This is a genomic window from Streptomyces sp. S.PNR 29 (assembly GCF_030386795.1).
In the GTDB taxonomy this organism is placed as follows: domain Bacteria; phylum Actinomycetota; class Actinomycetes; order Streptomycetales; family Streptomycetaceae; genus Streptomyces.
The window spans coordinates 584,618-602,695 of record NZ_JANUQM010000003.1; the positions used below are offsets into that span (position 1 = coordinate 584,618).

Consider the following 18,078-nt stretch of genomic DNA (forward strand, 5'->3'; position numbering starts at 1 on the left):
CAGGTCCTCGGACTGACGCTCGATGCCGGTATGCGGGCATACGGGCATGAGTACACCGTTGCGGGACAGTTCCGGATTCGCACCGGATTCCCCTGCGGCGACAGCGAGCATGAGCATACATCTTGTGCCGGGTTCGAGTGACGCCCCCAGATGTTGTGTCTCGCCGGTTTCAGAGCGTCAACTGGTAGGTGAGGAGAGTGATGTCGTCCAGCTCCGGAAGCGGATTCCAGTCCCGCTCGGGCGTGCGGACGAAACCCAGGCGTTCGTAGATGCGGTGGGCGGTGTGCATCGTGCGCTGGGTCGACAGCACGATGCGGACGCAGCCCTCCACGGACCGGGCGCGGTCCACGCAGGCGCGGACGAGGGCCTCGCCGACGCCCCGGCCGCGGGCTTCGTGGGCGACCGCCAGCATGCGGATCTCGGCCTCGCCCGGACCGGCGATGTCGGCCATGGGGCCGCCGGACGGTACGAAGGTGACGCCGCCGAGAAGCCTGCCGTGCTCCGTGGCGACCAGGACCTCGGCCGCGGCCGCGCGCCCGGCCACGTCCCTCAACGCGCCGAGGTACTCGTCGCTCTCACCGAAGTCGAGGAGGCCGTCCTGGAGGTAGGCCTGCGCGGTGATCTCACCGACGGTCTCGTAGTCGCCGGGTTCCGCCTGCCGGATGTCGATGTCCATGGGGCCGAGTCTGCCGGAGGGCGGCGGAGACGGGCCTCCGGGTTTTCGAGTTGCAGGAGGTTCGTCGAGTGTTTCCATGGAAGTAGGTGCCGGCGCCTGCGGGTCCTCCGTACCGGGAATCGCTCTCGGAGGGAGAACGCATGATGACCAGGGTTGTCCGTCACCCCCCGGGCAAGGAGCGGCCGCGCAACGCGCCGATGGCGACCCTGAATCTGAGACGGGCGGGGAGCCATGTGCGCCGCGTCTTCCTGGGCTACTGGCACACGCTGACGATGCGTCTGGAGGCCCGCCGGGACACCACGCGTTCCAGGAAGTGGCGCAGATGGTTCTCCTACACCAACGCCACCAGGATCGTCTGGTTGATCGCCGCGCTCGCGGTCCTCGCCTGGTGCGGGGAGGGCCTGTGGATCCTGGCCACGCAGGAGACGACCTCGTTCGAGACGTGGCGGAAGAACAACGAGGGGTTCGAAGCCGTCGTCCGTTTCGTCGGTCCGATCCTCACCGCATCGATCGCCGCCGCGCTCTTCCTGTTCTTCTGGTACAGCTGGACCAAGCGGCGCTACCTCCGCAAGGCGCGCAGGCATCCCCGCAGACTGGTGCTCACCGCCGGGCCGGACATCGCCGAGATCGTGGGCCGCGAGGAGGTCGCCCAGGTCATCGCCCAGCGCCTGCGCAAGCGCGACACCCGCAGGCCCTATCTGCTCGTCGGCGGCGTCGGCACGGGGAAGACCGCCGTCCTGGTGCGGCTCACCGAACTGCTGGCCCGGCAGCATGCCGTTCCCGTGCCCATCCGGCTGAGAGACGCGGACGGAGCCGACCTGAACTTCGAGCGCATGGCCAAACAGCGCTTCTTCGAGGAGGCCCCCCAGGGCATCCTGGCACGCACCAAGAACGAGCGGGTCTGGCAGCAGCTGCTCGCCGACGACAAGGTGGTCGTCATCGCCGACGGCCTGGAGGAGGCCGTTCTCGACGAGAGCCTGCAGGAGGACCGGGACAACATCATCCGGCAGGCCATCGAGCGCGCCCACGGGGAGAGACTGCCGCTCGTCATCGCGTCCCGCCCGCACAGTCCGCTGGAGACCACACCCGCCGCCATCGTCGAGCTGGAACCGCTCAGCGAGGAGGAGGCGCTGCACTTCGTCGAGGCGCGCGCACCGGACACGGACGAGCGCCGCATCGACTGGATCGTGGAGACCGCGGAGGTCACCGAGTCGCCCATCTACCTGCAGATCGCTCGTGAACTGCATGACCACGGCGCTCTGGAACAGGACCGTCCGCGCAACGACCCGCTTCGGCTGGACACCCGAAGCCTGGACCGCAGCACGCTGCGGCTGTGGCTTCTCGAGACCTGGGAACGCGCCCTGTGGGACGGCCGGCTGCGCGATGACGTCGCGTTGGGCCCGCAGGAGCGGTGCGACACCATCGAGGTGGTCTCCGCACTCGCGTGCATCGGACTGCTCCAGGACAAGCTGGAGGTCGGCTTCGCGGAGCTGCTGGACCAGGACGTCCACCCCAACGCGGCGCGGCGGACGATGGCCCACGCCGAGCACCTGTGGGTCAAGGCACGCACCTTCGATCGGTACGGCAAACGGGGGAACACCTTCTCCGAGTGGCACCGGGAACAGATCTGGAACGCGCTCTGCGCCCGGCTGAGCGATGAGGAGAGCAAGCGGCTGCGCGAGGGGAACATGGCTCAGTGCCACGCCACGCTCGCCCGCTTCGCGAGCAACGCGAACAGGCTGAAGCTGGTGGAGGGCCAGGAGAAGAAGGTCCGCTTCCCGCACAGCATCATGCAGGCCTACTTCGGCTTCCGCATGCTGTATCACCTGGGGGAGCCCGATGCCGGAGAGCTGATCGAGCAGGCACTGCGCCCGCCGGGTCCCAGCCGGGAGCTGCTCACCGCCCTGGTGCTGCTGTCCCGCCGGCGGTGGGCCGAGGCCTCGGCCGAGGGAGGCAGTGTCAGGGCCGAGATCAGGAAGCAGATGAAGGAGTTGCGGCGGCAGGTCCCCGTGCGGGGCCGGATCATGGCCCAGCGGCTGTGCGCGGCCGCGAACCGCCGTACCGACGACCCGAAGGCCCTCGACCTCTACGCGGCGGCCCTCGAAATCGAGAGCGTGGAACGCAAGCCGGGCCTGCTGGGCGGCATCGTCGGCGCGGTGCACGACCGCTGGCCCGCCATCAAGGGGGACCGGCGCTCTCTTGAGGACGCGAAGCTCGGACTTCTCAAGCAACTCGGCGCGGCGCTGCGCGCGACCTCCGACAGGGTCGACACCACACCGCTGTACCACCAGCTCTTCGAGATGGGCAGGGAAGAGCCCTCGTACTCCATACGCCTGGCCGTCGCCCAGGAGTTCGGCGCCGGCGGCAACGCGGCGTTCGCCGTGATCCGTGAGCGCGTCGGTCGTCTCCACCGCGACCCCATGCAGGAGTACGACGAGACGATCAGTGAGCTGAAAGCCTGGAGGACGAGCAGGTTCGAGGAGTGGGCCGCGGCCATGAGACAGGCGAGGAGCACCCGCGCGTACTCACCGGCCGCGTCCTCCGAGCTCATCGAACAGTTGCAACGCCAACGGCACGAGCTCAAGCGGGAGTACCGCGAGCAACGGGTGCAACTGCTCCGGGAGTTCGTGATGCGGGCCTGGATGCTCCCCATGCTCCTGGGGTCCGTCGACGACTCCCACCGGGATGAGGCCCGGGAACGTCTCATCAAGTGGCTGCGTCACCTCGATCCGCGACGCACCGGCGGCAACCCCGATATGCCGCTCGCGCTGGAGACCGCGCTGGCCCAGGGCTTCAAGTTCGCGGCCAACCGGCGCAAACGTCACCCCCACACCTATGCGGGCAGCCGCGACGATCTGATCCGGCAGGCGGAGACCGTGCTCCAGCAGTCCCGGTGCTGGTATGCACAGCTCAACCTGCTCCAGGCGCTGTGCCTGTGGGAGCTTCCGGACAGCGTGGGCCACCGAGACCGGAACGGCGACTCCATGGCGGGCCAGGACGACCACCACGACGGAACACGCAGGCCGCCTGCGGCGATCGGCGGGACCACCGCCGTGCGGACCGTGGAACGCTGGCTGTCGATGGCCGGTACGGTGAACACGGCGTCCGGCCGGTCCGGGGTGAACGGTGACTCACCACGGCGGTACCTGCACCCGTTCGTCTCCGAGGCGGGCGACCTGGTGGCCCTCGCTCTGGAGACCGGGCAACCCGAACGCTTCCTCTGGATCGACGAGAAGGGCGTTGCCGACACCATCGGCTCCCGCACCGGCGACGCCGGTGGATACCGCAAGCACAACCTGTGGATCCCGCCCTCGGTCGGCTGGAGCACCCTCGACGGGCGGGCCCAACGCCTGGTCGCCGACGTTCTGGTGATGCTGAACCTCGTCGAACGGGGCGGGCATCCGGACGAGGTCGAGGAGCGCATGGCTCGCGCGGAACAACCCGGCATGCCGCTCCCGCCCTGCATCCGCACGGACCGTGAGCCGCTGCGGCCCGGTTCGCGGGCCAGTACCTCGGCCCCGCCAGCGCCCGGCTCCACCTGCCTGCCCGATTGCAAGTTCCAGTTCTGCCCGTACCCGCCCCGCGGTGTGCTGCGGGGAGAGATCCGCGAGCCGTTCTGCCGCCAGCAGCAGGCCCTGCTGCCCGGACGCGTCCGCCGCTGCTTCCCCCGGGTACTGCGCAGGAAGACACCGCCCTGGGTCAGCATGCGCGTCCGTGAGCTGGACCGCTTCTGGCACGCGATGGCCGGGCGCACCCGCGACTAGGGTGCCGCCGCGGCGGCGTCGGCGCTGAAGTACCGCCGGCGGTGCCGGATACGCCGACGGGCCGCCGGACGTTCTCCGGCGGCCCGTCCCTGCGCAACGCTCAGTGCGAGGTGCCCGCCGTGGCCGGCGGCAGCTCCACCTGCACACCCGGGTCGCCCGCGTCCGCCGTGTAGTCCTCCGGACGGGTCTCGTCGATGCCGTCCGGGGCCTTCACCGCCTTCAGGACGAAGGTCAGGACCACCGTCACCACCACGTTCAGCACGAACGCCGTCAGGCCGATGTAGCCGATCTCGCCGATGCCGGGAATCTCCTTCGCGGAGCCGCCGAAGTGCTTCTGCGTCGGCGAGGCGACGCCGTACGCGGCGACCGTGCCGTAGACCATGCCGACCGCCCAGCCCGCGAGCAGCGCCCAGCGGTGGAACCAGCGGGTGAACAGGCCGCCGACCAGGGCCGGGAAGGTCTGCAGGATCCAGATGCCGCCGAGCAGCTGGAAGTTGATGGCTACGGTCTTGTCCATGGTCAGGACGAAGGCCAGCGCGCCCACCTTCACCAGCAGCGAGACGAGCTTGGAGACCTTGGTCTCCTGCTCCGGCGTGGCGTCCGGCTTGATGAAGTCCTTGTAGATGTTGCGGGTGAAGAGGTTCGCGGCCGCGATCGACATGATCGCCGCCGGCACCAGCGCGCCGATGCCGATCGCCGCGAAGGCGACGCCCGCGAACCAGTCCGGGAACATGGTCTCGAAGAGCTGCGGGATGGCCAGCTGTCCGTTGGTGACCTTGACCCCGGCCGCGATCGCCATGAAGCCCAGCAGCGCCAGCAGGCCGAGCATCAGCGAGTACAGCGGCAGGATGGTGGTGTTGCGGCGGATCACCTCACGGCTGCGCGAGGACAGCGTCGCCGTGATCGAGTGCGGGTACATGAAGAGCGCGAGCGCGGAGCCCAACGCCAGCGTGGCATACGTCCACTGCCCCGCCTCCGCCGGGACCAGCGCACCGCGCGGCGCGCCCGTCGCCGGGTTGGTCTGGCTGAACGCCTCGCCCGCCTTGGCGAAGATGTCGTCGAAACCGCCCAGCTTGATCGGGATGTAGATGATCGCCACCGCGATGACGATGTAGATCAGCGTGTCCTTGACGAAGGCGATCAGCGCGGGGGCCCGCAGACCCGACGAGTACGTGTACGCCGCCAGCACACCGAAGGCGATCAGCAGCGGCAGGTCCTTGACGAACCAGTTGGTGTTCTCGCCGCCGCCGACCCCCATCACGTCCAGCACGGCCTGGATGCCGACGAGCTGGAGCGCGATGTACGGCATCGTCGCCAGGATGCCGGTCAGGGCCACCGCCAGCGACAGGCCCTTCGACCCGAACCGGCCGCGCACGAAGTCCGAGGTCGTCACATAGCCGTGCCGGTGCGAGACCGACCACAGCCGAGGCAGGAAGGTGAAGATCAGCGGGTAGACCAGGATCGTGTACGGCACGGCGAAGAAGCCGGCCGCGCCGGCCGCGTAGATCGCCGCCGGGACGGCCACGAAGGTGTACGCCGTGTACAGGTCGCCGCCGAGCAGGAACCATGTGATCCAGGTGCCGAACGACCGGCCGCCGAGGCCCCATTCGTCGAGACTGTGCTCGTTCTCGGCCCTGCGCCAGCGCGCGGCCAGGAAGCCCATGACGGTGACGAGCAGGAAGAAGAAGATGAAGACGCCGAGCGCGACGCCGTTCACGCCGTCCTTCATTCTCCGGCACCTCCCCGGCGTGCGCGCTGGTCACGCTGCCACAGCTTGTATGCGACGCCGGTGAGTGCCGTGGAGATCAGCACCCAGGCCATCTGGTACCAGTAGAAGAACGGGATGCCTATGAAGGCCGGGTCGGTCTTGGCGTACGAACCGACCCACAGCATGGCCACGAAGGGGGCTACGAGGCAGAGGGCGATGACGACGCGCAAGGGCGTCACCACCGGGGCTCTGTTGACTTCTGGGGATTGTGACATCTGGCGGTTCCGTCCCCTCACTGATCACCTGTAATGCGCAGGCAATCTAGGTCACCGCGTCACAGGAACGGAACCCCTCGTCCGTATAACGGTCCGGCATTGCTCCGGTGTTACTCGGCCGGTCGCTTCAGCCGGGCCACGAACTTGTACCTGTCGCCCCGGTACACGGACCTGACCCACTCCACCGGAGCGCCCTGCTTGTCGAACGAGTGCCGGGACAGCAGCAGCATCGGCAGGCCCACGTCGGTGCCGAGCAGTCCCGCCTCGCGCGGGGTGGCGAGTGAGGTCTCGATGGTCTCCTCGGCCTCGGCGAGATGGATGTCGTACACCTCGGCCAGCGCGGTGTAGAGGGACGTGTACTTGACCAGGGACCTGCGCAGCGCCGGGAAGCGCTTGGCGGACAGATGGGTCGTCTCGATCGCCATCGGCTCGCCGTTGGCCATGCGTAGACGCTCAATGCGCAGCACCCGCCCGCCCGGCGTGATGTCGAGGAGCTCCGCGAGCCGGTCGTCCGCGGTGATGTAGCCGATGTCCAGCAGCTGCGAGGTGGGTTCGAGCCCCTGGGCGCGCATGTCCTCGGTGTACGAGGTGAGTTGCAGCGCCTGCGAGACCTTCGGCTTGGCGACGAAGGTGCCCTTGCCCTGGATGCGCTCCAGCCGGCCTTCGACGACCAGCTCCTGCAGGGCCTGGCGCACGGTCGTGCGGGAGGTGTCGAACTCCGCGGCGAGGGTCCGCTCGGGCGGGACCGGCGTGCCGGGCGCCTGTGTCTCCGTCATGTCGAGCAGGTGCTTCTTCAGGCGGTAGTACTTGGGCACACGTGCGGTACGGACGGTCGTCCCGTTCTCGTTCTCCGCACTGCTGATGTCGGTGCTCATGCTCCGCCTTCCCGGCTCCGTCTGCCGACCGATCCCACTTGTATACCGTCGGCGCTTCTTTTGGTCTAGTCCACGACTCCATGTGGTCTACCCGGAGTATGCCGTGTCCGGCCGGGTTTTCGACGGGTTCTTACTTAAAGGTTCCTGCATATGTAGGTCGCATAACAGCTGGTCGGGGGCGCTTCGGGAGTCTTGACAGGTCTGGTGGTCTGGTCCAATCTCGCCGTACTGGTCTACACCATTGGTCCAGGTCCTGGCCCCACGGGCGGTACGTGCTGCGACGCCGGTCACCGCGGGAGCAGGGGGGTTTGTGGCATCCCTGAGGAGGATGGCGTGAAGCGCAAGCTGACAGCCGCGATCGGTATCGCGGGCATGATGGTCTCCATCGCGGCATGTGGGAACGACAGCGGCAGCGGGGGTTCGGGCAAGGGCGGCGCGGACGCCAAGGAGCTGACCGTGTGGCTCACCGTCGACGCCCAGAACAACTGGCCGGAACTGGTGAAGGCCGCCGACGCGGCGGTGCAGAAGAAGCACCCCGGCATCAAGATCAACCACGAGTACTACGGCTGGCCGGACAAGAACACCAAGCTCGACGCCGTCCTCGCCACCGACAAGGTTCCCGATGTGGTCGAGATGGGCAACACCGAGATGCTCGGCTACATGGTCAAGGGCGCCTTCGCCCCTGTCGACCCCGCCGAGTTCACCAACTCCGCCGAGTGGCTCGACGGTCTCAAGGCCTCGGTGACGTACCAGGGCAAGACCTACGGCGTCCCCTACTACGCCGGCGGCCGCGTCGCCAACTGGCGCAAGGACATCGCCGCTTCGGTCGGCGTGAAGACGCCCCCGAAGACGTACAAGGAGCTCACCGCCGCCCTGAGCAAGATCCAGAAGAAGGAGGGCGGCAAGTTCAGCGCCTGGTACCAGCCCACCCGCGACTGGTACGCGGCCATGTCCTTCGTCTACGACGCCGGTGGCTCCATCGCCGTCGAGTCGGGCGGCCAGTGGAAGGCGAACCTCTCCTCTCCCGAGTCCCTCAAGGGCCTGAAGGAGTTCAAGAAGGTCGTCGACAAGTACATGCACGGCGACAAGACCAAGGACGAGTCCGACCGCTACATCGTCTACGGCCAGGGCAAGTCCGCCATGATCTTCGGTGCCGCCTGGGAGGGCGCGTCCGCGGCCGACCCGAAGAACGACAAGACCGGCAAGCTGAAGAACAACCTTGAGACCTTCGTGATGCCCGGCCCGTCCGGCAGGAACATGCCCGTCTTCCTGGGCGGTTCGGACCTCGCCATCCCGGTGAAGTCCGACGCGCAGGCCGTCGCCGCCGAGTGGATCAACGCGTTCACCGGCCCCGCCGGGCAGAAGGGCCTGATGGCCAAGGGCAACCTGCCCAACAACAAGACCGACCTCGCGACGCTGAAGAACGACCCGGCGACGGCGGTCCCCGCCATCGCGGCCGAGTCCAACTGGTTCGTCCCGATGGCCCCGGGCTGGGGCCAGGTCGAGAAGGCCCAGATCCTGCAGAACCTGCTGCAGGACATCGGCACCGGCAAGAAGCCGGTCGAGGCCGCCGCGAAGGACGCGGACGCCGCGATCGACAAGGTCATCAACACCAAGTGACCCGCGAGCGGGGCTCCGTCGCCGGCGGAGCCCCGCGGCCCGTACCACCCAGGGACCGCCGAGGAGCGCGCGATGAGTGCCGCAGACACCACCACCCCCGTCCAGGTGCCGCCGCCGCGGCAGGCGCCGCCACCCCCCTCCCCTGTGACACCGCGCATGAGGCGGCCGTCGAGCGGGGCCGCGGCCCCCTGGCTGTTGCTCGCGCCCTGTCTGCTGATCCTCGTCCTGGTGATGGGCTATCCGCTGATCCGCCTGGTCACCCTGTCCTTCCAGACGTTCGGCCAGTCCCAGCTGTGGGGCTTCCGGCCGGCCGAATGGGTAGGGCTCGCCAACTTCGGCAAGGTGCTGGGCGACGGCGAGTTCTGGGCGGTCGTCCTGCGCACCCTCGTCTTCGCGGGCGGGGCCGTCGTCTTCACGATGGTCGCCGGCATGGCGATCGCGCTGCTGCTGCAACGGGTCTCCGGATGGCTGAAGGTCCTGATCAACATCGTGCTGGTGGCCGGCTGGGGCATGCCCGTGATCGTGGCCACCACCGTCTTCAAGTGGCTCTTCGACTCGGACTACGGCGTTTTCAACGCGCTGCTCAGCAGGCTGCCCGGGGTCGAGATGATCGGCCACAACTGGTTCGCGAGCGGACCGGAGGGCCTGGCCGTGATCATGCTGCTGGTGGTGTGGGGCGCGGTGCCCTTCGTCGTGATCACCTTGAGCGCCGGTCTCACCCAGGTCCCCAGGGAACTGGAGGAGGCCGCCCGGCTGGACGGCGCCGGCTCCTGGGGTGTCTTCCGCTATGTCACCCTGCCCGTCCTGAAGCCGATCATCGTGATGCTCACGACCCTGTCGGTGATCTGGGACATGGGCGTCTTCCCGCAGGTCTTCGTGATGCGGAACGGCCACCCGGAGCCCGGGTTCCAGGTCCTCAACACCTACTCCTACGACCGGGCGTTCGTGGTCAACGACTACGCGCAGGGCTCGGCGATCGCGCTGCTGACCGTGCTGTTGCTGCTCGGTGTGGTGGCCGTCTACATGCGTCAGATGCTGAAGATCGGGGACGTCGAGTGAGCAGCATGAGCACGAGTACGGTCGTGAGCGCGGGCCGCCGGAAATCCCGGCTGGGCTGGAACCTCCTGGGTCTGTTCGTCTTCGTCACCGCGGGCTTCCCGCTCTACTGGATGCTCAACACCGCGTTCAAGCCCGCCAAGGACGCCATCGACCCGGACCCGAGCCTGCTCCCCACGGGGCTGACGCTGTCCAACTTCCGCCGGGCGCTGGACATCGCCGACTTCTGGGGACCGGTGGGCCGCAGCCTCGTCGTGTCGCTGGCGGTGGTCGTGATCGGCATGGCCGTCGGCATGCTGGCGGCCCTCGCCATCTCCCGCTTCGCCTTCCGCGGCCGCAAGGCCGTGATCGTGGGCATCCTGGCGGTCCAGATGGTCCCGCTCGTCGCCATGATCATCCCGGTCTTCCTGCTGCTGAACGACCTCGGTCAGTACGACAAGCTCTCCGGCCTGGTCATCACCTACCTGACCTTCATCCTCCCCTTCACGGTGTGGACGCTGCGCGGCTTCATCGTCAACATCCCGAAGGAACTGGAGGAGGCTGCGATGGTCGACGGATGCAGCCGCACGGCTGCCTTCGTCCGGGTCGTCTTCCCCCTCCTCGCCCCCGGCATGGTCGCCACCTCGGTCTACGGTTTCATCCAGGCCTGGAACGAGTACCTGTACGCCCTGATGCTGCTCAGCCAGAAGAACCAGACCGCGACCGTGTGGCTCGGGAACTTCACCACCAAGCACGGCACCGAGTACGCCCCGATGATGGCCGGCGCCACGATGATGGCGGTACCGATCGTCGTCCTGTTCCTCCTCGTCCAGCGCAAGATGGCCGCGGGCCTGACCGCGGGCGCCGTGAAGGGATAACGCACCCCGATGACGACATTCGCCAGCGGCACCGACACCCTCACGCGCGACGCGCTGACGGTCCTCCAACCCGGCTTCACCGGCACCACCGCCCCCGACTGGCTGCTGCGCCGGCTCGGCGAGGGCCTGGCCTCCGTCGGCCTGTTCGGCCGCAACATCGCCTCGCCCGAGCAACTGGCCGCCCTGACGGCACAGCTGCGTGCCGAACGCGACGACGTCCTGGTCGCGATCGACGAGGAGGGCGGCGACGTCACGCGCCTGGAGGTACGGACCGGTTCCTCCTTCCCCGGCAACCACGCGCTGGGCGCGGTGGACGACGTGGAGCTGACCAGGGACGTTGCCTTCGAACTCGGCCGGCGTCTGGCTGCCTGCGGGGTGAACCTCAACTGGGCCCCGTCCGCCGACGTGAACTCCGACCCGGAGAACCCGGTGATCGGCGTCCGCTCCTTCGGCGCCGACCCCGACCTCGTCGCGCGCCACACCGCCGCCTATGTCACCGGCCTGCAGTCCGCCGGAGTCGCGGCCTGCACCAAACACTTCCCGGGCCACGGCGACACGGCCGTCGACTCCCACCATGCCCTGCCCCGCATCGGCGTGGACCCCTCGGTGCTGGCCGAACGGGAACTGGCCCCGTTCCGCGCGGCGATAGCCGCCGGCACCCGCGCGATGATGAGCGCCCACATCCTGGTCCCCGCCCTGGACTCCGACCGCCCGGCGACCCTGTCCCGCCGGATCCTGACCGAGCTGCTCCGCGGCGAACTCGGCTACGACGGCCTGATCGTCACCGACGGCATGGAGATGCAGGCCGTCGCCGCCACCTACGGCATCGAACGCGGCAGCGTCCTCGCCATCGCGGCCGGCGCCGACGCCATCTGCGTGGGCGGCGGCCTGGCGGACGACGAGACGGTACGGCGGCTGCGCGACGCCCTGGTCGCGGCGGTCCGCTCGGGCGAGCTGCCGGAGGAACGCCTCGCCGACGCGGCGGCCCGCGTACGGGCACTGGCCCACTGGACCACCACAGCCGGGCGCCCGTCCCCGGACACCGCCGACGACGAGGTGGGCCTGCGCGCGGCGCGACGAGCGCTGAAGGTCACGGGGCCGACGGGCACGGGCACGCGGAGCACTGGCGGGGAGGACACCGACGCGAACGGGGCGGATGCCGGGGGCACCGACGCCAAGGACATCGGCGCCAAGGACACCGGCGCGAAGGCGGCGGGCGCCAGGGGCACTGGCGGGGAGGACCCCGGCGCGAAGGCGGCGGGCGCCAGCAGGGGCACCGGCGGGAAGGACACCGGCGCGAAAGGCGCAAGCGCCAAGGGCGTCGGCGGGAGGGCCGCCGGTGCGGTGGGCACCAGCGACGGGGCCGCCGATGCGGTGGGCACCGCCGGGAGGGCCACCGATGAGATGGGCGTCGGCGGGAGGGTCACCGGTGCGGTGGGCGCCGGCGCGGACGGCTTCACCCCGCTCACCGAGCCGCCGTACGTCGCCGCCCTCACCCCCGTCGCCAACATCGCTGTCGGTCACGAGACCCCTTGGGGCGTGGCCGCGGAACTCCTCCGCCTGATCCCCGGCACGGAGACGGGCAGCTTCGTGGGCGAGGACGCGGGGATCACGGCGCTGGCGGCGGCGGGGGAGCGGCGAATCGTCGCCGTCGTCCGTGACGAACACCGTCACCCCTGGATGAGCACCGCCCTCGACACCCTCCTCTCAGCCCGCCCGGACACCATCGTCGTCGAGATGGGCGTCCCACACGCCCCATCCCGAGGCGCCCTCCACATCGCCACCCACGGTGCGGCCCGGGTCTGCGGCCGGGCGGCGGCGGAAGTCATCGCGGGGGTGTAGCCGGCGGCCAGGGCGCTCACGCCAGGCGCGGGCTTCCGTGGGGCATGGCACCACCACTCGCGTCGGTCACGGTTCGTGGGCCGGCGCGGGCGGAGCTGGGCTCCAGCCGGGCGGGGTATGGCACCTCACCGTTCTTCTGGCCGGCCACGGCTCGCGGCACGGCTGGCGGGCCGGCCCAGGCGGGGCATCGTTCTCATGGCCGTATCGCCCCACCGCTCATGTCAGGCACGGCCGTGGTGCCCGACCCGCCTCAGGCAGGCAGGGCCTCGGCAGGGCCACGGCCCGACTGCCCTTCCCCGGCCGACACGCTGCACCCGCGTCGCGAAGGTGCCGGTCACCCCGCGGGGCGGCCGGGGCCTTCGTGTATCCGGGGGCGGGGGGGCTATATCCCCTGCCACTCCGGCTTGTTGGCGTATGTGTAACGGAAGTAGTCGGCGAGCTTCAGCTTGGACGCGGCGGCCTCGTCGACGATCACTGTCGCGTGCGGATGGAGCTGTAGCGCGGAGGCCGGGCAGACCGCCGCGACCGGCCCTTCGACGGTCGCGGCGACCGCGTCCGCCTTGCCCTCGCCGGTGGCGAGCAGTACGAGGTGCCGGGCCTCCAGAATCGTGCCGATGCCCTGCGTGATCACATGGTGCGGCACCTGCTCGATGTCCCCGTCGAAGAAGCGCGCGTTGTCGATCCGGGTCTGCTCGGTCAGCGTCTTGATCCGGGTCCGCGAGGCCAGCGAGGAGCACGGCTCGTTGAACCCGATGTGCCCGTCCGTCCCGATACCGAGCAGCTGCAGATCCACGCCGCCGGCCTCGGCCAACGCCCTGTCGTACGCCTCGCACGCCCCCTGCACGTCCTCAGCGGTCCCGTCGGGCCCCATGAACGCGGCCATCCCTATCCCGAGCGGCTCCAGCACCTCGCGTCGGAGCACCGAGCGGTACGACTCGGGATGCTCGGCGGGCAGCCCCACGTACTCGTCGAGCTGGGCTATCCGCGCCCGAGAGACATCAACGGCACCCGACCGCACCTTGGCCGCCAGCGCCTCGTAGACGGGCAGCGGGGTCGAGCCGGTGGCCACGCCGAGCAGGGCGTCGGGCTTGCGCCCGAGCAGCTGCGCCATGGCGTCGGCTATGAGCTCGCCACCTGCCTTGGCGTCCGGAACGATGACAACTTCCACGCTGGGCCTGCCGATCTGAAGAGGGAACTCAACCGGTATCCGAGAGGGCTGTGTGGTTTAGACCAATCTAACAGAGTCGCATGGTGTGAGCGTGTTGAGCCTGCGCAACGGAAGGGCAACGAAAGGTCGAATTCTCCCCTTTCGGATCACCGCGGATCACGTCAGGGAACCGCCCGTCGCATCCACCCAGCTTCCCGTGACCCACCGGCCGCCGTCCGAGGCCAGGAACGCCACCACGTCTGCGACGTCGGCCGGGCTGCCCACCCCGCCCAGAGCGGATATCGCCGCGGCCTTGGCCCAGCCCTCCGCGCTCCCGTGCAGCAGCTCCGCCGTGTTGTCCGTGTCGATGATGCCGGGCGCCACCGAGTTCACCGTGATGCCTCGGCGTCCCAGCACCTTGGACAGGTCCCGGGAGAAGACGTCCAGGGCGCCCTTCGTCATCGCGTACGCCATGTTGTCCGGCATCACCGCGGTCCGGGCGAGCCCCGACGAGATGTTGATGACCCGGCCGCCGTCCCGCAATCGCCCCATGCCGTGCTTGAGGATGAAGAAGGGTGCCTTCACGTTCACCGCGAAGACCTTGTCGTACTCCCGCTCCTCGATCTCCTCGATCGGCCGGGTGTTGCCGATCCCCGCGTTGTTCACCAGGATGTCCAGCCCGTCCGCGTGCCGGTCGAACTCCTCCCATAGCGCCTCGGCGTCGCCGGGAACGCCCAGCTCCACGCCGATGGTGAACGCCGAACCGCCCGCCGCCTCGATCGCGGTGACCGTCTCCTTCGCCGCCGTCTCGTTCCTGCCGTAGTGCACCGCGACCCGCGCCCCGTCGCGCCCCAGTCGCTCGGCGATCCCTCGCCCGATCCCCCTGCTCGCCCCCGTGACGAGAGCCGTCCTGCCCGTGAGCACGCCCATGCCTGCGCCCCTTCCAATTTCCTAGCGGTCGCTACAGAAAGGACCGTACAGCACCCCGCAGACATTTCTCTAGTGCCCGCTATAAAATGCACTCCATGGTGAGCAGTGAGGAGACCGGGGTGAGTCCCTCGGCAGCGGCGCGGCCGGAGCCGGACGTCGAGCGAAGCCCGGGCGCTGAGCGAAGGCCGGACGTCGACGCGAAGGTCGAGGTTCAGGCCAGGTCGAAGCCAGGCCGGTCCGCCGCCAAGCCCCGTGGCCGTCCCCGCTCCTTCGATCGCGCCACCGCCCTGGAGAAGGCCCTCATGGCCTTCTGGGAGCACGGCTACGAGGCGACCTCCGTCTCCGATCTCACCCGTGTCATGGACATTGGCACCCCGAGCCTCTATGCGGCCTTCGGCGACAAGCGCTCGCTGTTCGAGGAGGTCGTACGGGAGTACGGCGCGAAGTACGGCTCCTTCGGTGACCGTGCCCTCGCCGAGGAGCCCACCGCCCGAGCCGCCATAGAGCGGATGTTGCACGAGGCCGCCGTCGAGTACACGGTCCCCGGCCGTCCGCACGGCTGCCTCGTCATCCACGCGGCCACCAACTGCTCGACTCCCGAGGTCGAGGAGTCCCTGCGGGAGCGGCGCAACGCCAACATCGCCGCTTTCGAGAGCCGTATCGCAGCCGACGTCGCCGCCGGGGTGCTGCCCCCGGACACCGACGCCGCCGCCCTCGCCCGGCATGCCGGCGCGATGATCCAGGGGATGTCCCAACAGGCGCGCGACGGCGCGAGCCGCGAGGAACTGAAGGCTCTCGCGGAAATTGCCATGTCCATCTGGCCCCGCTCATGAGCCAACAGGGTTAGTCTTCTTCCTGGTGCTCGGACGTCCGAGTAGTGGGCGGAAAGTGACAACAACAAACATCCCCCAACGCATGGACACGGACAGTGGTCTAGTCCACAATGTCCACGAGGCGCCTTGTGCGGCGCCCCGCGCAGCACCTCACGCAAGGTGAACGTCAGGCTTCCGCCTTCCCCGCACAGGAGGGCGGACCGAGGAACCGGAGCTCTCTGCCCTGACTGCCCCGGGTCCTCATCCTTCGGCCGACCGGGACCGCACACCCCACGGCCGATATTGCTCCGGGCTGCGGTGCCGGGAGGGTTGAGGGTCCCTCTCAGGCGCCGCGGCCCGCGGGTGTTTTCGGGGTCGTAGGGGTGCCGGCGATTTTCGGACTCGCACATACCCCCAGGTACGCTCACAGACGTGCCCTCCATGAACGAACTCGTACGCCAGCACACCGCCCTCGACGACTCCGACCTCGAGTGGCTCCACCTGCTGGTTTCGGAGTGGCAACTCCTCTCCGATCTCTCCTTCGCCGACCTCGTCCTGTGGGTCCCCACCCGCGACGGCACGCGGTACGTTTCCGTCGCCCAGATGCGTCCCAACACCGGCCCGACCTCGTACCAGGACGACATGGTGGGCCATCTCGTCCCTCGCGGCCGCCGTCCCATGCTGGACGCCGCCCTGGACGAGGGCCGCATCGTGCGCGAGGGTGACCCGGAGTGGCGCGAGGAGGTTCCGGTCCGTGTCGAGTCGATCCCCGTACGCCGCGAGGGCCGCGTGCTCGGCGTCATCGCGCGCAACACCAACCTCCTCACCGTGCGCACCCCGAGCCGCCTGGAGCTCACCTACCTGCAGAGCGCCTCGGACCTCGCGCAGATGATCGCGGCCGGCGCCTTCCCGTTCGCGAACCAGCAGAAGGACATGGACGCCGCGCCACGCGTGGGCGACGGCCTGATCAGGGTCGACGCGGACGGCATCGTCCAGTACGCCTCCCCGAACGCCCTGTCCGCCTACCACCGCATGGGCCTCGCCGCCGACCTGGTCGGCCACCACCTCGGCAAGACGACCGCCGAACTCGCGCCCTCCCGTGGCCCGGTGGACGAGGCGCTCGCCAAGGTCGCCAGCGGCTGGGCGCCCCGCGAGTTCGAGATCGAGGCGAACGACGGGGTGATCCAGTTCCGTGCGATCCCGCTCAAGCCCAAGGGCACACGCATCGGTTCGCTCGTCCTGCTCCGCGACGTCACCGAACTGAGGCGACGCGAGCGTGAGTTGATCACCAAGGACGCGACCATCCGCGAGATCCACCACCGGGTGAAGAACAACCTCCAGACGGTGGCGGCCCTGCTTCGCCTCCAGGCCCGCCGCATCGGCTCCGATCGCGGCCGTGAGGCCCTCGAAGAGGCCGTGCGCCGGGTCGGGTCGATCGCGATCGTGCACGAGACGCTCTCCCAGAACCTGGACGAGCGCGTGGAGTTCGACGAGATCGCCGACCGGGTGCTGGCGATGGTCGCCGAGATCTCGCCGGGCAAGGTCACCGGCCGTCGCACCGGCCGCTTCGGCATCCTGGACGCCGAGGTCGCCACACCGCTGTCGATGGTGCTGACCGAGATCCTGCAGAACGCCCTGGAGCACGGCTTCCGGGAGGGCGACACCGGTACGGTCGAGGTCTCCGCCGTCCGGGGCGGTACGACGAAGGAGGCCCGGCTCCTGGTCACCGTCCAGGACGACGGCGTCGGTCTGCCGGAGGGCTTCGATCCGCACACCGCCGGCAACCTCGGCCTGCAGATCGTGCGGACCCTGGTGGAAGGCGAGTTGGGCGGCACCTTCGACATGGTCCCGGCACCGGAGCGCGGGACCCGGGTGATCCTCGACATCCCGGTGCGGACACACAAATAGCGCACAAGGCGAGCGAGCACCGCCGGAAGCGGGAAGCGGGAAGCGGGAAGCGGGAAACGCCCGGGAAAAGCAAAGAGCCCCGGACCAGATGGTCCGAGGCCAGTGCTCGCTGCTGCTCTGTCTAAGCGGCGCATCGGGGGTACTGCGCGCTGCGGCTCGGGGGCGGGAGATGCGTACTCGCTGTACGCGCCGCCAAGCTCAGGCTGTTGGGTGGGTAGGTCAGGCGGAGGCCTGACGGGCCCGGTTGCGGGCGGCGCGGCGCTTCATGGCACGGCGCTCGTCCTCGCTGAGACCACCCCAGACGCCGGAGTCCTGACCGGACTCGAGCGCCCACTGCAGGCACTGCTCGATAACCGGGCAGCGACGGCAAACAGCCTTGGCTTCCTCGATCTGCAGCAGCGCAGGACCGGTGTTGCCGATGGGGAAGAAGAGCTCGGGGTCTTCCTCGCGGCAAACGGCGTTGTGACGCCAGTCCATGGCTGCTACCTCTCCTTGGATATTACGTGCAGGTTGCTTGTGAATGTGAACGCTTTCACGAATCCCTCAACAAGTGAAGGGCCGACCACCAGGTAGCCCTGGCGTGGTCCTGTGATGTGAAGAGGGGTTCC

At 69.1% G+C, this 18,078-nt stretch carries 14 protein-coding genes and 1 riboswitch; of the genes, 7 read left to right on the forward strand and 7 right to left on the reverse strand.

The features are described from left to right. Positions 1-2 precede the first annotated feature (2 nt). Positions 3-92: riboswitch (cobalamin riboswitch) on the reverse strand. Between the two features lie 77 nt (positions 93-169). After that, positions 170-676 (reverse strand): GNAT family N-acetyltransferase, encoded by a 507-nt coding sequence (locus NW895_RS11490; protein WP_289935319.1) that lies wholly within the window; start codon positions 674-676, stop codon positions 170-172. Positions 677-816: 140 nt separating this feature from the next. Here NW895_RS11490 and NW895_RS11495 point away from each other — a divergent pair, with 140 nt between their 5' ends. Then, a complete protein-coding gene (locus NW895_RS11495; protein ID WP_289935320.1) occupies positions 817-4,440 on the forward strand; it encodes an ATP-binding protein in 3,624 nt (1,207 codons plus the stop codon). A gap of 100 nt (positions 4,441-4,540) precedes the next feature. Here NW895_RS11495 and mctP read toward each other — a convergent pair whose 3' ends face one another. From mctP to NW895_RS11510, 3 genes are all read right to left on the reverse strand, one after another. Then, positions 4,541-6,169: a monocarboxylate uptake permease MctP gene (mctP, locus tag NW895_RS11500; protein WP_289935321.1), complete on the reverse strand. Its 1,629-nt coding sequence runs from the start codon at positions 6,167-6,169 to the stop codon at positions 4,541-4,543. Then, on the reverse strand, positions 6,166-6,423 hold the full coding sequence (locus NW895_RS11505; RefSeq protein WP_289935322.1) for a DUF3311 domain-containing protein: 258 nt from the start codon (positions 6,421-6,423) through the stop codon (positions 6,166-6,168). Before NW895_RS11505 ends, mctP begins: the two co-directional genes overlap by 4 nt. Positions 6,424-6,533: 110 nt before the next feature. Then, a complete protein-coding gene (locus NW895_RS11510; protein WP_289935323.1) occupies positions 6,534-7,298 on the reverse strand; it encodes a GntR family transcriptional regulator in 765 nt (254 codons plus the stop codon). A 333-nt stretch (positions 7,299-7,631) separates the two neighbouring features. Between NW895_RS11510 and NW895_RS11515 the strand changes: the two genes are divergently transcribed. The 4 genes from NW895_RS11515 (at position 7,632) to NW895_RS11530 (ending at position 12,673) form a co-directional block, all read left to right on the forward strand. Further along, positions 7,632-8,918: an extracellular solute-binding protein gene (locus NW895_RS11515; protein ID WP_289935324.1), complete on the forward strand. Its 1,287-nt coding sequence runs from the start codon at positions 7,632-7,634 to the stop codon at positions 8,916-8,918. 72 nt (positions 8,919-8,990) lie between these two features. Then, positions 8,991-9,977: a sugar ABC transporter permease gene (locus NW895_RS11520; RefSeq protein ID WP_289935325.1), complete on the forward strand. Its 987-nt coding sequence runs from the start codon at positions 8,991-8,993 to the stop codon at positions 9,975-9,977. 5 nt (positions 9,978-9,982) lie between these two features. After that, positions 9,983-10,831 (forward strand): carbohydrate ABC transporter permease, encoded by an 849-nt coding sequence (locus NW895_RS11525; protein ID WP_289935326.1) that lies wholly within the window; start codon positions 9,983-9,985, stop codon positions 10,829-10,831. Between the two features lie 9 nt (positions 10,832-10,840). Then, the gene (locus NW895_RS11530) at positions 10,841-12,673 is read left to right on the forward strand and encodes a glycoside hydrolase family 3 protein (protein ID WP_289935327.1); all 1,833 of its coding nucleotides are present in this window, start codon (positions 10,841-10,843) and stop codon (positions 12,671-12,673) included. A 382-nt stretch (positions 12,674-13,055) separates the two neighbouring features. Here NW895_RS11530 and nagB read toward each other — a convergent pair whose 3' ends face one another. Together nagB and NW895_RS11540 are read right to left on the reverse strand one after the other, a co-directional pair. Further along, positions 13,056-13,841, reverse strand: a complete 786-nt coding sequence (gene nagB / locus NW895_RS11535; RefSeq protein WP_289935328.1) for a glucosamine-6-phosphate deaminase — start codon at positions 13,839-13,841, stop codon at positions 13,056-13,058. A gap of 156 nt (positions 13,842-13,997) precedes the next feature. After that, positions 13,998-14,750, reverse strand: coding sequence for an SDR family oxidoreductase (locus tag NW895_RS11540; RefSeq protein ID WP_289935329.1), 753 nt, complete (start codon positions 14,748-14,750; stop codon positions 13,998-14,000). Between the two features lie 95 nt (positions 14,751-14,845). Between NW895_RS11540 and NW895_RS11545 the strand changes: the two genes are divergently transcribed. Beyond that, positions 14,846-15,583 carry a TetR/AcrR family transcriptional regulator gene (locus NW895_RS11545; RefSeq protein ID WP_289935330.1) on the forward strand — a complete coding sequence of 246 codons (738 nt, stop codon included), beginning with the start codon at positions 14,846-14,848 and terminating at the stop codon, positions 15,581-15,583. A gap of 420 nt (positions 15,584-16,003) precedes the next feature. Then, positions 16,004-17,470 (forward strand): PAS domain-containing sensor histidine kinase, encoded by a 1,467-nt coding sequence (locus NW895_RS11550; RefSeq protein ID WP_289935522.1) that lies wholly within the window; start codon positions 16,004-16,006, stop codon positions 17,468-17,470. 219 nt (positions 17,471-17,689) lie between these two features. Here the strand turns inward: NW895_RS11550 and NW895_RS11555 are convergent, their stop codons facing one another. Continuing rightward, positions 17,690-17,947, reverse strand: a complete 258-nt coding sequence (locus NW895_RS11555) for a WhiB family transcriptional regulator (RefSeq protein ID WP_003992873.1) — start codon at positions 17,945-17,947, stop codon at positions 17,690-17,692. Positions 17,948-18,078 lie beyond the last annotated feature (131 nt).

Bases quoted from the DNA above. Each gene is read 5' to 3' on its own strand.
- NW895_RS11490 (WP_289935319.1), bottom strand. From the start codon at position 676: ATGGACATCGACATCCGGCAGGCGGAACCCGGCGACTACGAGACCGTC.
- NW895_RS11495 (WP_289935320.1), top strand. From the start codon at position 817: ATGATGACCAGGGTTGTCCGTCACCCCCCGGGCAAGGAGCGGCCGCGC.
- mctP (WP_289935321.1), bottom strand. From the start codon at position 6,169: ATGAAGGACGGCGTGAACGGCGTCGCGCTCGGCGTCTTCATCTTCTTC.
- NW895_RS11505 (WP_289935322.1), bottom strand. From the start codon at position 6,423: ATGTCACAATCCCCAGAAGTCAACAGAGCCCCGGTGGTGACGCCCTTG.
- NW895_RS11510 (WP_289935323.1), bottom strand. From the start codon at position 7,298: ATGAGCACCGACATCAGCAGTGCGGAGAACGAGAACGGGACGACCGTC.
- NW895_RS11520 (WP_289935325.1), top strand. From the start codon at position 8,991: ATGAGTGCCGCAGACACCACCACCCCCGTCCAGGTGCCGCCGCCGCGG.
- NW895_RS11525 (WP_289935326.1), top strand. From the start codon at position 9,983: ATGAGCACGAGTACGGTCGTGAGCGCGGGCCGCCGGAAATCCCGGCTG.
- NW895_RS11530 (WP_289935327.1), top strand. From the start codon at position 10,841: ATGACGACATTCGCCAGCGGCACCGACACCCTCACGCGCGACGCGCTG.
- NW895_RS11540 (WP_289935329.1), bottom strand. From the start codon at position 14,750: ATGGGCGTGCTCACGGGCAGGACGGCTCTCGTCACGGGGGCGAGCAGG.
- NW895_RS11545 (WP_289935330.1), top strand. From the start codon at position 14,846: ATGGTGAGCAGTGAGGAGACCGGGGTGAGTCCCTCGGCAGCGGCGCGG.
- NW895_RS11550 (WP_289935522.1), top strand. From the start codon at position 16,004: ATGAACGAACTCGTACGCCAGCACACCGCCCTCGACGACTCCGACCTC.
- NW895_RS11555 (WP_003992873.1), bottom strand. From the start codon at position 17,947: ATGGACTGGCGTCACAACGCCGTTTGCCGCGAGGAAGACCCCGAGCTC.